Below are 14879 nucleotides of genomic sequence, written 5' to 3'. Positions count from 1 at the left end.
TATATAGCTGGAAAACTACCAAGACAGATTTTTGCCGAAAATGGGTTTGATATAAATGTAATTGGATTAGGCAGAATCGAACAATCAGCATATAGGTGGAGTGCAGCTTACAAAAAAGACGGAATAATTGGGTTAGAAGACACAAGGAAAGGGTCAAGTGGTAGACTACGCTCTACCGAGATTACAAAAGAAGAAATAATAGAGAGGCAAGATGCTAAAATAAAACTGCTTGAGGCACAGGTAGAATTGTTAAAAAAATTAGACGCGAAAGAAAGGCAGGTGGTACAAAAAAATAACAAAATCAAATCAAGCGATGTTTTTAAAACTATAAAAGAAGTTATTGAAAAATATAGCTTTAAAAATGTAACCAGATACTTATGCGAATTATCAGGAGTGTCTAGATCTGGGTACTACAATTATATTGCTTCAAAGGATATACAGATTGAACGCGAGCAGCGTGATTTAGAGGATAGGGACTTAATATTGAAGGCGTTTAATCGAAGGGGTTACAAGAAAGGCTCTAGATCTATTAAAATGACTTTGAAAAATGAATTTAATATTATATATAGTATAAAACGTATCCGTAGGATTATGAACAAATATGAAATAATATGTCCTCACAGAAAGGTAAATCCATATAGAAGAATTGCTAAAGCAACGAAAGAGCATAGCGTAGTAAAAAATATTTTGAATCGTGAATTCAAGCAGACTACGCCAGGAAAGGTTCTTCTTACTGATATAACATATTTACCATACGGTAATAGTAAAATGGCTTACTTATCCACAATTAAGGACTCCTCAACAAATGAAATATTAGCGTATCAAACTTCAAATAGAATAACACTTGATATAGCCTTAGATACAATAAAGAAGCTAGTTAAAAACAGACGAGTAACGTTAACAAAAGATGCCTTTATTCATTCAGATCAAGGTAGTCATGTGCGACAAGAAGTCGCGTAATATATTGTCGAAAGACTACCCTATCCATTCGGGGTAACCCTATCATGACTAGCGTGGATGGTAACGTCTGGGTTAGAAAGCTCATGAGACGATGTGGAAGTTCGAGAAGCCTAATCTGGAACAACTGCTAGGGTAAGAATGCTATGGAGAACGTAAAGTGAATCACTGTAGGAATCGTTACGCTGGAGAAAGCGAAATAGGCTGAAACGCTTTGACCAAAAGGTACGGAGTCAAGCAAAGGCCAACTGTTAAACCAATGCGATTGGATGAAGCACTCCCGGTTTAAAGGTGGCTCTTAAGGCATTCATAATTATATATTACGTGGAACTTGGTAAACCCTATATATTCCTTAAACATAAGGTATCTACCCGCAAGGTGAAGAAATGATATAGAGGGCAGAAGAAAAGGATAAAAAGCGAAAGCCGTTTTTGTAATAAAAACAGATAAGAGTTCAAACTTTGCTCTAACCTGAAAGGGTGCTGACTTGTCCTATGGTATTTCTTGTCAGGAAAGGACGGTAAACTTATGAATTTTAATAACTCAACGACGGATAAAACCGAGAGGCTAAAAGACACTAAAACACTTGCAGACAAATGGGATTCCATTGATTGGATACAAGTACAAAATGATGTTAATAGGCTACAGTCCCGTATCGCTAAGGCAACAGTGAAAGGTGATAAAAACAAAGCAAAACAGCTACAATATTTACTGACACATTCTTTTTCGGCAAAAGCCTATGCAGTGAAAAAGGTAACCACCAACAAAGGAAAGAAGACATCAGGTGTTGATAAAAAACTATGGTCCACTTCTGCCTCAAAAATGAAAGCGGTACTTAAACTTAATGGTAAACATTACAAATCAAAACCACTCAAAAGAGTTTATATTGCAAAAAAAGGCAAGAATAAGAAGCGACCTTTAGGAATCCCGACAATGTATGATAGAGCAATGCAGACTTTATATGCATTAGCACTCGAACCGATTGCTGAAACCAAAGGTGATAACATCTCGTTTGGGTTTCGTCAGGGAAGAAGTGCCAAAGATGCATGTGAACAAATATTTAATGTACTAGCAAGAAAATGCTCTCCTACATGGATATTAGAAGGAGACATAAAGGGATGCTTTGATAACATCAACCATAGTTGGTTACAAGAAAACATTCCAATGGATAAAAGAATCATGAAACAGTTTCTGAAATCAGGGTTTATATACGAGGGTAAGTTATTTCCGACGGACACATGTTCTCCGCAAGGAGGTGCCATATCAAGTCTTTATGCAAACATGGCACTTGATGGTCTTGAAAAGGTGATTCAAGATAAATACCATCGTAACACAAAAGGGAATATCGAAAATCACTATCGTGCAAAAACCAAAGTAAATCTAGTACGATATGCTGATGACTTTATAATAACTGCAAATACTAAAGAAGTTGCAATAGAACTTAAAGAAGTTGTTAGTCAGTTTCTTGAAACTCGAGGACTAGTGTTATCTGAAGAAAAGACTAGAATTACCCATATAAATGAAGGTTTTGACTTTCTAGGTTGGACATTTCGGAAATTCAAAGAAAAACTTATTGTTAAACCTTCAAAAGGTTCAATAAAAAGCTTGATAAGGAAATGTTCCACTATTATTCTTAAAGAAGGGAAAGCATGCACTCAATCGGATATAATTCGTAGACTCAATTCTGTAATAAGAGGTTGGACTAACTATCATAAACACACGGTAGCCAGTCAAGTTTTTTCTTACATTAACAACACACTTTATTACTTATTACATTATTGGGCAAAGCATCGACACCCAAATAAAAATAAACGGTGGCGAATTAATAAGTATTGGCATCAGAAGGGATACAAAATATGGGTTTTTATGACAGAAGACTATTCTCTTATTAATTTAAGGCGAATCAAAATAGTCCGACACCCAAATTTGAAAATCTCTCAAAATCCTTTTTTACATAAGGAATATTTTGTTAAAAGAAGAATGAAACTACAATCACTGAATGCCGCCTGAAAAGGTGAAGAAATGCTTGAGCCGTATGAGCGGGAAACTCTCACGTACGGTTCTTAGACGAGGGGAAGGGAGCAATCCCTTTTCTTTAGTCGATTATACAAGTCCAACATTTCAAAAGCTACTAAAAAAGCACAAATTATCGCAGTCAATGTCGCGTAGAGGTAACTGTTGGGACAATGCCCCTCAGGAATCATTTTTGGACATATGAAAGATGAGATAGATTTAAAGTCCTGTACTACTCTTGAAAATGTTAAGAAAATGATAGATAGGTATATCACATATTATAATAATTATAGATACCAGTGGGACTTGAAAAAGATGGCTCCTGTACAATACAGGAACCATCTCTTAGCTTGATAGCACCTTTTTTTTAGAGTGTCCTTGACATAGGTAACAGTTTATAAAAGCATCTTTTTTATTTGTTTGAGAATTATAAATAAAATTTAAATTAATTGTTAAATATAAATTAGTCATGTGGAATATGATTTTATTTTTTATATAAATATAAACTAATATTTTGATTTAAATGATATAATTATTTAAATAAGAGAATACGGGATTTTAATAGTTAAGTTTACAAATCGATAAGGATTTGCGATAAAAACAAATACCATACTAGTATAGTCGGAAAACAATAATTAACAATTTCCATATTTAAGTATTAAAAGTGCTTATTTGAATGAAAAGTTATATTTGAATTAATTACGGACATGACAAAAAGACTTTTTTATACACTATTTTAAAAAAGCCGTAGGCTGGTTATTGAATTGAAATTTATTTTAAATTACGCAGCTATATTTTTAAGAGTTGGGAAAATATCGGCAAGGGCTATTAATCTTTCTGATGCCCAAGCATCTATGAAACAGCAAAATGCACCAAGAAATACCCTTGTTATTCTACACCCAACAGAATAAATAATTGCATCTTCAGCATGAAAATTGTTATTTATTCTATCCCAACATCTTTCAGTAGTTGAACGTCTTTTATAAAGAGATTTCCATTGTTTTGAACCTCTTAATATTGGAGTGAAATACCTTGGGTTGTCTAATGTTTTAGTGTAATAAGATTTATTGCTTTTCATAGGACATTTTTCACAGTTTTCACATTGAACTGGGAATAACCATTTATGTCTATATTGTTTACTAATAATTCCCCAATTACGAAGCTGATGTCCACAAACAGTTCCGTGTGGAATAGCATTCTTATCAAGTTTAACAAATTCACTATTTGATGAAGGTTTTGAAGAACGTGAATTTAAATCAATAATAGGATTTATTCCATAATGCATGCATAAAAGATAAAAAGCATTAGCATCATAAGCAGAATCTAAGGCTACAGAATGAAATTTAATTTCAGGATATAAATCCACAAGTTCTTTAAGTGCATAAACGCCAGTAACAGCATCATGGCGTGCCGCGCTAACAAATTTAATATGGATAGGTAGGCTGTAAAAGCTATCACAGGCAGTAAATCCGTGATAGGTATGACCATAGTAATAATGTTCATTAAAGCTATCCCAACCCCAGCTAGCACTGGGGTCGGTAAACTTTCGATAACAGTCACAATGTTCTCCTGGTTTAAGTTTGCAATCACAAACTTTTTTACCGTAAGGCGAAGCCTGTGTTGGCATACAGGTTCCGTCGCCAGCAATATTTAGTTTAGAAGGATCGCCCAAAATACCCATTGATAAAGAAGGAATAACAAATAATTCTTTAAGTATGTTGTTCATTTTGGATTCGCTTCTGTCAAGGAGCTTTGAATTATCATATTTTAAGATTCTTTTAACTAAACGGTCAACTACACCAGACTTGGAGTTATTCATCTTTTGGTTTTTCTTTTGTTTTTTACGTGGTTTACGTTTAATTTTACGCAGTTTGGATTTATTAAGGATCTTATCCTTATGAATCAGCCTATCCATAAAATCATAAAAAGTACCTACACCAGGAATTCGGTCAACATGTATGCCTTCGGCTTTAGAGTCTGAATAGCAAGCGGGTATAAAGCCAGATAAAATTGAATAGAAAGGGTCTGAACGTAATGTTTTTACCCAAGATGATATACTAGTTTCTTTACAATAAGCCATGATAATAAGTGACCTGAGTAATGCTACCGCATCTTTGGGCGGAGCCCCTTGATTAGATTTAGAGTAAGTACTTTCTATTAGAGGGACAATTCCGGTTAGGTCGGTAGACCAGATTTTAGTTATTTGTGAACTACGCTCAAACAAAGTGATTTGTTGATTGGTTTGAATATAGAATTTTTCTAAAAATGTTTCAAGAAAATATTGATATTGAGAATGAGAAACCTTAACAGTTAACATAAAAACACTCCTCGCAAATGAAATAATGTAAAAAAATATACATATTTAATTTTGCGAATTTTTACTAGCTGTCAAGTCTTATTTCACAATGTTTAAGTAAAAAAGATTAAAAGTAATACGAATAGCTTAAATTTTCTAGGTTATTCGTACAATATGAGGCACCACGAATTTTTGAGGTGAAGTTGATTTTTGAGCAAAATGAATCAAGAGTTAGCAGTACCTTAAGAGTTTCCGAGAGTGCACACCATACTTAAAAGAGGTGAAATTTGTGGCGTATAAAGCTTTATATAGAGAATGGAGACCAAAAACTTTTCAAGATGTAGTAGGTCAGGAGCATGTGACTATAACTTTAAAAAATCAAATAAATAGCGAGCGAATAGCTCACGCATATCTTTTATGTGGCACAAGAGGAACGGGAAAAACTTCAACAGCTAAGATACTGGCGAAAGCGGTTAATTGCTTAAATTCGGATCATGGAGAGCCTTGCAATGAATGTGAAATGTGTAAGAAGATAAATGCAGGAACAGCGATAGATGTTACTGAGCTAGACGCAGCATCACATAATGGAGTAGATAATATTCGTGATATAATTGAAGATGTTCAGTATCCACCACAGGAAGCTAGGTATAAAGTTTATATTATAGATGAGGTTCATATGTTATCCATAGGGGCAGTTAATGCATTCTTAAAAACACTAGAGGAACCGCCGAGCCACATAATATTTATATTAGCCACAACTGATCCTCAAAAATTACCAATAACAATACTATCAAGATGCCAGAGATTTGACTTTAAAAGAATAAAGAGTGCGGATATATTTGAAAGACTTCGAAAAATTGTTGAGCAGCAAGGCGTTTTTGTCGACGATAATAGTTTAAAATTAATATCAAGAATTTCTGATGGAGCAATGAGAGACGCCCTAAGCGTTCTAGACCAAGCCATATCAATGAATGACGGCAGGGTAGAATATGATAATGTTATAGATATGTTAGGACTTGTAACGTCTGAGAGTCTTATAAAACTTTCGGAAAGTGTAATAGATAGGAATATTGAAGTGGCAATAAAGGTCATAAATGAAATAGTTATTAGTGGTAAGGATATATATGTATTTATAAAAGATATGACCACTCATATGAGAAATCTTTTGATGGCTAAAGTAAGTGAAAATGTAGAGGATATTTTAGATATGTCCAGTGAAAATATATATATTTTAAAGAAGCAAGCAGCTAAAATTAGAGTAGAAGAGATTATGAGAAATATAAAGATACTTCAAGATGCGCAGGAACAAGCTAAATGGAGTAAGCAAAATAGAATTTATTTAGAACTTGCAGTTATTAAAATGTGCAAAATAGAGTATGACACATCAAAAGAAGTACTATTATCTAGAATAAACAAATTAGAGGAAATAATTAAACAAGGGAAGATAACTGTAGCATGTGAAAGTGTAACTCCTAGAGTTTCCGAAAAGAGTAGTCCCTTAAAAGGTAAAACAAATAAAAAAACAGAAATAAGACCAGTACAAAAGCATAATGCTAACTCTAATTTAACCGTGGACATTGTAAAAAAATCTTTTAAGGATATTTTAGATATGTTCAAAGCACGAAGACATATGGTTATATATGCGTCTTTAATGACAGGAGAAATTGTGTCATGCGATGGAGGTGTAATAGAACTAGGTTACGAAAAGCAATATGCCTTTAATAAAATTAGATTAGAGAAAGAGGATAATAGAAATATAATAGAAGAAATATTTTCTGAATCACTAAAAGAACCGGTAAAAATAAAATATACTATAGAATCTGATGAAATACAGGCTAGATCACCTGAGGATATACTAAAAGAAACATTTGGAGAAGATCTTGTGGAAGTACTAGATGAATAAAGTCTAGGATACTAGAATAAATGCATATTATTAATAAAAAATATTTATTTATTTAATGGAAATTATTATAGGTATTAGTATATAATAATATAGAAAGTTATAATGGATTAGCAATATGTTTCATTTTAGATTATAAACTTTTAAATTAAATTTTAGTAGTTGCAAATCTAGAGGAGATAAATATTATAATATTAACTAGAATAACTAATATATAGGAGGTAACTATTATGGCAAAAGGTGGATTTCCAGGTATGGGTGGAAATATGAATAGTTTAATGAAGCAAGCTCAAAAATTTCAAAAACAAATGGAAGATATGCAAAAAGACTTAGGAGACAAGAAATTTGAATCATCTGTTGGTGGTGGAGCGGTAACCGCAATAGCTAACGGAAAGAGACAACTTGTTGAAGTGAAGATAAAACCAGAAGTAGTAGATCCAGATGATATTGAAATGCTAGAAGATTTAATTATGAGTGCTTGTAATGAAGCTCTAAAGAAAGCAGAAGATGAATCAAGTAATGAAATGGGTAAATTAACAGGTGGAATGAACATGCCAGGAATGTTCTAATAAACAGTAGCTTAAAAACTACATTGTTATGAGGTGACTAGATTGGATTTATATCCAGTAGCAATAGAAAAACTTATAGAAGAATTTGCCAAACTGCCTGGTATAGGGCGAAAAACAGCTCAGAGGCTGGCTTTATTTGTTCTAAATCTTCCAAAGGAAGAAGTAGAGGAGTTTGCTCATGCACTGGTAGAAGCTAGAGGGACCGTAAAATACTGTTCTATATGCGGAAGTTTTACAGATACAAACCCTTGCGCAATTTGTTCTAACCCTAATAGGGATAAGAGCACCATATGTGTAGTTGAAGATCCAAAAGATATTATGACTATGGAAAAAGTAAGGGAATTTAATGGGGTTTATCATGTTCTTCATGGGACAATATCGCCTATGTCAGGAAGAGGCCCTGAAGATATAAAATTAAGAGAACTGATAAGAAGGATTAATGGAGAAGTTAGCGAAGTAATAGTTGCAACGAATCCCAACATAGAAGGGGAAGCTACAGCTATGTATATATCTAAAATATTAAAACCTTTAGGCGCAAAAGTCACAAGGATTGCACATGGTATCCCCGTTGGTGGAGATTTAGAATATATAGATGAAGTAACCCTTTCTAAAGCTTTAGAAGGAAGAAAAGAAATATAGAATATTACTCCTGTTTTATGTCAAGAATTTAGAGAAGATATAAAATGGGAGGTTTTTATTATGAATAGAAAAAAAATAATTGAAATATTATTTTCAACTTTAAAATATACACAGGAACAAAAGGATATTATTATCCAGTTAGAAGAAGCCAAACTTGAGTGGGAAACTGCAAAAAAATACTTTCAAGTGGCAGATGACCCCAGACTTGTAGACTATGCAATTTATAGAGAAGATCAATCTAAAGCTAGATACATATATTTTTTATTAGAAGCTAGAAGAAAAGGTGTAACTATTGATGCTAGCTACATGATCGAGGAGATTGGTGCTAGCATCAATAGATAAAAAAATTTAAAGTAAGTTAAAAACATAATAAAAAAAGGTAAATTAAAGATTTACATAGGGGGATTGAGATATGGATATAGCATTATATTTTTTAATTGGTATAGTGGGGATGTTAATTGTAGTCAAGCTCTTTTCTTGGCCACTAAAAATACTGGTTAAATTAATATTGAATTGTGTTTTTGGTGTCTTACTATTGCTGCTTGCTAATTTTCTAGGCAAGTATGTAGGGATAACAATTCCGATAAATGCTGTAACGTCACTAATTGCAGGAGTTTTAGGAGTACCGGGAGTAATATTTTTAATAATTTTTAGAATGTTAATGTGATGTTACCGTAGTAATGGTGGTTTATATAAATAACAAATAACAAATAGAGTAAAATCTCTTATAAGGGATATTACTCTATTTGTTATTTGTTAATAAATTATAAAATTAGGGTAGGGTTAATTTTATAATAGTGTAGATACGCAGGAGATAATTTAATCTTTTATAAATAAAAGATTTTATAATGGTATATTTGTAGCTCGTTAAGGAGAACATTTAATATATGTGATAATTGTTGAAATTATTGTATGAGATAGGCACTTATTAAATACTAGTAAGTATTATTAAAATAACTATCCTGGTGTATCAATATAAGATATATAGAGAAAAAGTTTAAAAATCCAAGAATGCGAAACATGTTTTATTTTAATTGCTTTAAACTTAATTTTATAGAGAATATTCTATGATAAGATATTCCTTGTCGCTATGAGTGAGTAACTATTAAGGTGAAAATTGATAAGTTAACATTTGAATATTACTTTAAAAACACATTTTTATAATAATAAAAAAATGTTGACAAAACAAGAAATACCTAGTACAATAGTAGAAGTCGTCACATAATGACGAAACAAATTGGTCTTTGAAAATTAAACAGAGAAATAGGTAAAGATAGCGAAATAATATTTCGTTAAACCAGTTAATTACTTTAGTATAAAGTAAAATTTAGTCGTAAGGCTAAAAGTATGTAATGAGCTTGCGTAACAACTTAACAGTTGTCGCAGATTAATCATTTCAACTAAAAAAGTGTAAACTTTTAAATTGAGAGTTTGATCCTGGCTCAGGACGAACGCTGGCGGCGTGCCTAACACATGCAAGTCGAGCGATGAAACCCTTCGGGGTGGATTAGCGGCGGACGGGTGAGTAACACGTGGGTAACCTGCCTCAAAGAGGGGAATAGCCTCCCGAAAGGGAGATTAATACCGCATAATATGTTTTGGTCGCATGATCGAAACATCAAAGGATTTTTCTTCGGAAAATTCCACTTTGAGATGGACCCGCGGCGCATTAGCTAGTTGGTGAGGTAACGGCTCACCAAGGCGACGATGCGTAGCCGACCTGAGAGGGTGATCGGCCACATTGGAACTGAGACACGGTCCAGACTCCTACGGGAGGCAGCAGTGGGGAATATTGCGCAATGGGGGAAACCCTGACGCAGCAACGCCGCGTGAATGATGAAGGCCTTCGGGTTGTAAAGTTCTGTCTTCTGGGACGATAATGACGGTACCAGAGGAGGAAGCCACGGCTAACTACGTGCCAGCAGCCGCGGTAATACGTAGGTGGCAAGCGTTGTCCGGATTTACTGGGCGTAAAGGATGCGTAGGCGGACATTTAAGTCAGATGTGAAATACCCGAGCTTAACTTGGGTGCTGCATTTGAAACTGGGTGTCTAGAGTGCAGGAGAGGTAAGTGGAATTCCTAGTGTAGCGGTGAAATGCGTAGAGATTAGGAAGAACACCAGTGGCGAAGGCGACTTACTGGACTGTAACTGACGCTGAGGCATGAAAGCGTGGGGAGCAAACAGGATTAGATACCCTGGTAGTCCACGCCGTAAACGATGAATACTAGGTGTCGGGGGTCGAACCTCGGTGCCGCCGTTAACACATTAAGTATTCCGCCTGGGGAGTACGATCGCAAGATTAAAACTCAAAGGAATTGACGGGGGCCCGCACAAGCAGCGGAGCATGTGGTTTAATTCGAAGCAACGCGAAGAACCTTACCTAGACTTGACATCCCCTGCATAACCCAGAGATGGGCGAAGTCCTTCGGGACAGGGTGACAGGTGGTGCATGGTTGTCGTCAGCTCGTGTCGTGAGATGTTGGGTTAAGTCCCGCAACGAGCGCAACCCTTATCATTAGTTGCTACCATTAAGTTGAGCACTCTAGTGAGACTGCCCGGGTTAACCGGGAGGAAGGTGGGGATGACGTCAAATCATCATGCCCCTTATGTCTAGGGCTACACACGTGCTACAATGGTGAGTACAAAGAGATGCAAGACCGCAAGGTGGAGCCAAACTCAAAAACTCATCCCAGTTCGGATTGTAGGCTGCAACTCGCCTACATGAAGCCGGAGTTGCTAGTAATCGCGAATCAGCATGTCGCGGTGAATACGTTCCCGGGCCTTGTACACACCGCCCGTCACACCATGAGAGTTGGTAACACCCGAAGTCCGTGAGGTAACCGTAAGGAGCCAGCGGCCGAAGGTGGGATTGATGATTGGGGTGAAGTCGTAACAAGGTAGCCGTAGGAGAACCTGCGGCTGGATCACCTCCTTTCTAGGGAGTAGATGTATTGACTTCGGTCGATGCAATAGAAGAATATTTATTTGTTCTTCAAAAATATCTATTGTAATTAATCGTACCTAGTTCTCTGTTTAATTTTGAGAGACTAATTTTATCTAACTCTTAGGAGTTAAATAATGAATAGTTTTTCTTAAAATGTTCTTTGAAAATTGCACAGTGAAAAAAGTTGTTTTAAAAAAATTAAAACTACGCAAGTAGTTTATAAATTGATTTAATACAATTTCGCAAAATTAATATAATCGTCTATGTAAATAGACAGAATCAAGGTCAAGCTACAAAGGGCGCATGGCGAATGCCTTGGCACTAGGAGCCGAAGAAGGACGCGTTAAGCTGCGATAAGCTTTGGGTAGGCGCAAATAGCCTGTGATCCAAAGATTTCCGAATGGGGGAACCCACATAGTAACAACTATGTACTGCATACTGAATAAATAGGTATGCAGAGGTAGACCCGGGGAACTGAAACATCTAAGTACCCGGAGGAAGAGAAAGAAACATCGATTTCCTAAGTAGCGGCGAGCGAAAGGGAAAGAGCCCAAACCCAGGTCTTTGATCTGGGGGTTGAGGATAGATCATAAATACTGCAATTCCTTAATTGAAGATAGCTGGAAAGCTGCTCCGCAGAAGGTAATAGGCCTGTAAATGAAAAGGAAAAACAGTCAGATCTAATCCAGAGTACCACGAGACACGTGAAACCTTGTGGGAAGCTGGGAGGACCACCTCCCAAGGCTAAATACTACCTAGTGACCGATAGTGAAGAAGTACCGTGAGGGAAAGGTGAAAAGAACCCCGGAAGGGGAGTGAAATAGAACCTGAAACCGTGTGCCTACAACCGGTCGAAGCACTTTATATGTGTGACGGCGTGCTTTTTGTAGAACGAGCCAACGAGTTACGATATGTAGCAAGGTTAAGTACTTAAGGTACGGAGCCGAAGGGAAACCAAGTCTGAATAGGGCGCATAGTTGCATGTCGTAGACCCGAAACCGGGTGACCTATCCATGGCCAGGATGAAGCGGAAGTAAAATTCCGTGGAGGTCCGAACCACGTTGGTGTTGAAAAACCATGGGATGAGCTGTGGATAGCGGAGAAATTCCAATCGAACTCGGAGATAGCTGGTTCTCCTCGAAATAGCTTTAGGGCTAGCGTCGATTAATTGAGTAATGGAGGTAGAGCACTGAATGGGCTAGGGGCTGACAACAGTTACTGAACCCTATCAAACTCCGAATGCCATATACTTTTATTTCGGCAGTCAGACTGCGAATGATAAGATCCGTAGTCAAAAGGGAAACAGCCCAGACCATCAGCTAAGGTCCCAAAGTGTAAGTTAAGTGGAAAAGGATGTGGGATTTCTAAGACAACTAGGATGTTGGCTCAGAAGCAGCCACTCATTTAAAGAGTGCGTAATAGCTCACTAGTCAAGAGATCCTGCGCCGAAGATGTCCGGGGCTAAAACTTACCACCGAAGCTATGGGTGTACACAATTGTGTACGCGGTAGAGGAGCTTTCTGTACTGGCTGAAGTCATACCGTAAGGAGTGGTGGACGGTACAGAAGTGAGAATGTTGGCATGAGTAGCGAGAGTTAAGTGAGAATCTTAACGGTCGAAAACCTAAGGTTTCCTGAGGAAGGCTCGTCCTCTCAGGGTTAGTCGGGACCTAAGCCGAGGCCGAAAGGCGTAGGTGATGGACAATCGGTTGATATTCCGATACCACCAATGGACGTTATTAGAAATGGGATGACGCAGGAGGATAAGATGTGCACACTATTGGATGTGTGTCTAAGCATTTAGGCGGAGCAAGCAGGCAAATCCGTTTGCTCTTAACGCTGAGATGTGATGGGGAAGGGAATTTATTCCCGAAGTATCTGATTCCACGCTGCCAAGAAAAGTCTCTATCGAGGATATTGGTGCCCGTACCGCAAACCGACACAGGTAGGTGAGGAGAGAATCCTAAGACCATCGGAAGAATTGTTGTTAAGGAACTCGGCAAATTGACCCCGTAACTTCGGGAGAAGGGGTGCCTACGTAAGTAGGTCGCAGAGAATAGGCCCAAGCAACTGTTTAGCAAAAACACAGGTCTCTGCTAAAGCGAAAGCTGATGTATAGGGGCTGACGCCTGCCCGGTGCTGGAAGGTTAAGGGGATTACTTAGCGCAAGCGAAGGTATGAACTTAAGCCCCAGTAAACGGCGGCCGTAACTATAACGGTCCTAAGGTAGCGAAATTCCTTGTCGGGTAAGTTCCGACCCGCACGAATGGCGTAATGATTTGGGCACTGTCTCAACAACACATCCGGCGAAATTGTAGTGCAAGTGAAGATGCTTGCTACCCGCGATTGGACGGAAAGACCCCGTAGAGCTTTACTGTAGCTTAGCATTGAATTTCGGTATTGTCTGTACAGGATAGGTGGGAGACTGAGAAACATGGGCGTCAGCCTGTGTGGAGTCATCCTTGGGATACCACCCTGACAGTACTGAGGTTCTAACTGGAGGCCATGAATCTGGTCACAGGACATTGTTAGGTGGGCAGTTTGACTGGGGCGGTCGCCTCCAAAAAAGTAACGGAGGCGCCCAAAGGTTCCCTCAGCGCGGTTGGAAATCGCGCGAAGAGTGCAAAGGCAGAAGGGAGCCTGACTGCGACACTTACAAGTGGAGCAGGGACGAAAGTCGGGCTTAGTGATCCGGTGGTACCTCGTGGGAGGGCCATCGCTCAACGGATAAAAGCTACCTCGGGGATAACAGGCTGATCTCCCCCAAGAGTCCACATCGACGGGGAGGTTTGGCACCTCGATGTCGGCTCGTCGCATCCTGGGGCTGAAGTAGGTCCCAAGGGTTGGGCTGTTCGCCCATTAAAGCGGCACGCGAGCTGGGTTCAGAACGTCGTGAGACAGTTCGGTCCCTATCCGTCGCGGGCGTAGGAAATTTGAAGGGAGCTGTCCTTAGTACGAGAGGACCGGGATGGACAAACCTCTGGTGCACCAGTTGTCACGCCAGTGGCATCGCTGGGTAGCTATGTTTGGAAGGGATAAACGCTGAAAGCATCTAAGCGTGAAGCCCACCCTGAGATGAGATTTCCCATAACTCGCACGTAAGTGCGGTGTTAGTAAGACTCCTGGAAGACCACCAGGTTGATAGGTTAGAGGTGTAAGCATGGTAACATGTTCAGCTGACTAATACTAATAAGTCGAGGGCTTGACCTAAATATATAATTAAAAGTAATGCGATATACTTCTTTCGTAAGAAAGAAGCAAGGCTTTGAGCGTGAGCAAAAAGACTAATTCACTGTGCAATTTTGAGAGAATACTTTTCTGTAAAGAAAGTGAAATTTCTCTATATAGAGATAATAATGAGAATATATTTTATATCTAATATCCGTAGTCAACGACGGTAGATTCTCAATTATTGTTTCTGAAAATAAATCTGGTGATTATGGCATGAAGGTAACACCCGTTCCCATACCGAACACGAAGGTTAAGCTTCAATGCGCCGATGGTACTGCAGGGGTGACCTTGTGGAAGAGTAGGTTGTCGCCAGGTCAATACTAAAATAA

8 protein-coding genes, 3 rRNA genes and 1 pseudogene are annotated in these 14879 nt (G+C 37.9%); 11 read left to right on the top strand and 1 reads right to left on the bottom strand.

Translation table 11 applies throughout. The features are described 5' to 3' along the window. The first annotated feature begins 3 nt into the window (after positions 1-3). The 3 genes and pseudogenes from ACWJKP_RS00360 to ACWJKP_RS00350 all read left to right on the top strand — a co-directional run. Entirely contained in the window at positions 4-960 is a 957-nt protein-coding gene (locus tag ACWJKP_RS00360; protein ID WP_462961668.1) for an IS3 family transposase, read from the top strand. A 525-nt stretch (positions 961-1485) separates the two neighbouring features. Beyond that, complete coding sequence (gene ltrA, locus ACWJKP_RS00355) at positions 1486-2967, top strand: group II intron reverse transcriptase/maturase (protein ID WP_462961171.1); 1482 nt, start codon at positions 1486-1488, stop codon at positions 2965-2967. A gap of 88 nt (positions 2968-3055) precedes the next feature. After that, positions 3056-3324 (top strand): annotated as a pseudogene (locus ACWJKP_RS00350) (IS3 family transposase); the annotation flags it as partial. Positions 3325-3751: 427 nt separating this feature from the next. Here ACWJKP_RS00350 and ACWJKP_RS00345 read toward each other — a convergent pair. Beyond that, positions 3752-5287: a transposase gene (locus ACWJKP_RS00345; protein WP_224578784.1), complete on the bottom strand. Its 1536-nt coding sequence runs from the start codon at positions 5285-5287 to the stop codon at positions 3752-3754. 268 nt (positions 5288-5555) lie between these two features. On the opposite strand from ACWJKP_RS00345, the gene dnaX reads away from it, so the two are divergent. The 8 genes from dnaX (at position 5556) to rrf (ending at position 14865) form a co-directional block, all read left to right on the top strand. After that, a complete protein-coding gene (gene dnaX / locus ACWJKP_RS00340) occupies positions 5556-7169 on the top strand; it encodes a DNA polymerase III subunit gamma/tau (RefSeq protein WP_165414973.1) in 1614 nt (537 codons plus the stop codon). 227 nt (positions 7170-7396) lie between these two features. Next, on the top strand, positions 7397-7735 hold the full coding sequence (locus ACWJKP_RS00335; RefSeq protein ID WP_165414974.1) for a YbaB/EbfC family nucleoid-associated protein: 339 nt from the start codon (positions 7397-7399) through the stop codon (positions 7733-7735). Between the two features lie 42 nt (positions 7736-7777). After that, the gene (gene recR, locus ACWJKP_RS00330) at positions 7778-8374 is read left to right on the top strand and encodes a recombination mediator RecR (RefSeq protein WP_165414975.1); all 597 of its coding nucleotides are present in this window, start codon (positions 7778-7780) and stop codon (positions 8372-8374) included. Between the two features lie 60 nt (positions 8375-8434). Beyond that, positions 8435-8716, top strand: coding sequence for a DUF2508 family protein (locus ACWJKP_RS00325; protein WP_165414976.1), 282 nt, complete (start codon positions 8435-8437; stop codon positions 8714-8716). Between the two features lie 70 nt (positions 8717-8786). Next, the gene (locus ACWJKP_RS00320) at positions 8787-9041 is read left to right on the top strand and encodes a pro-sigmaK processing inhibitor BofA family protein (RefSeq protein WP_462961370.1); all 255 of its coding nucleotides are present in this window, start codon (positions 8787-8789) and stop codon (positions 9039-9041) included. A 752-nt stretch (positions 9042-9793) separates the two neighbouring features. Further along, positions 9794-11311: ribosomal RNA gene (locus ACWJKP_RS00315) — 16S ribosomal RNA — on the top strand. A 292-nt stretch (positions 11312-11603) separates the two neighbouring features. Continuing rightward, positions 11604-14529: ribosomal RNA gene (locus ACWJKP_RS00310) — 23S ribosomal RNA — on the top strand. Between the two features lie 219 nt (positions 14530-14748). Next, positions 14749-14865 (top strand): 5S ribosomal RNA (gene rrf / locus ACWJKP_RS00305). Together the 16S, 23S and 5S rRNA genes form the textbook arrangement of a ribosomal RNA operon. The last annotated feature ends 14 nt before the right edge of the window (positions 14866-14879 follow it).

It is taken from the genome of Clostridium sp. CM037 (assembly GCF_055081095.1).
This window is presented reverse-complemented; position numbering and strand designations above follow the sequence as displayed.

What these genes read in the sequence shown, in the direction of transcription:
- ACWJKP_RS00345 (WP_224578784.1), bottom strand. Translation starts at nt 5,287, where the DNA reads ATGTTAACTGTTAAGGTTTCTCATTCTCAATATCAATATTTTCTTGAA.
- ACWJKP_RS00325 (WP_165414976.1), top strand. Translation starts at nt 8,435, where the DNA reads ATGAATAGAAAAAAAATAATTGAAATATTATTTTCAACTTTAAAATAT.
- ltrA (WP_462961171.1), top strand. Translation starts at nt 1,486, where the DNA reads ATGAATTTTAATAACTCAACGACGGATAAAACCGAGAGGCTAAAAGAC.
- ACWJKP_RS00335 (WP_165414974.1), top strand. Translation starts at nt 7,397, where the DNA reads ATGGCAAAAGGTGGATTTCCAGGTATGGGTGGAAATATGAATAGTTTA.
- ACWJKP_RS00320 (WP_462961370.1), top strand. Translation starts at nt 8,787, where the DNA reads ATGGATATAGCATTATATTTTTTAATTGGTATAGTGGGGATGTTAATT.